The sequence below is a fragment of the Erwinia sp. PME.40.26/001 genome (assembly GCF_055556675.1).
The window spans coordinates 1-275 of record NZ_JBVHNP010000142.1; the positions used below are offsets into that span (position 1 = coordinate 1).

A 275-nucleotide genomic window follows, 5' to 3' on the forward strand; every position below is an offset into this window, starting at 1 on the left:
GACGACGGTCGTGTCGGTCTGCAGCCCCGCGATCGCGCCGCGCGCGGTGGCGTCCTTGCGCGGCGGCGGACTGCCGCGGAACTGCGGCAGGACCAGGGGAAGCCGGTCGAGGTCGACAGACCCGAGGACCCAGTCGCGGTGGGCGCGCCCCACGAGGTCGGCGAGCTCGTCCGGCGCGCGATCCAGGAGGGTGCGGAGAGTCGCGAAAGCCGATCCACCGGTCGGGATCGAGGCGAACAGGGTGAAGCCGTCGCCGTCGCACGCGAGTCCGCCGG

1 pseudogene is annotated in these 275 nt (G+C 74.5%); it reads right to left on the reverse strand.

Annotation, left to right across the window (positions count from 1 at the left end):
- Positions 1 to 275 (reverse strand): annotated as a pseudogene (locus ACZ3HG_RS23575) (hypothetical protein); the annotation flags it as partial.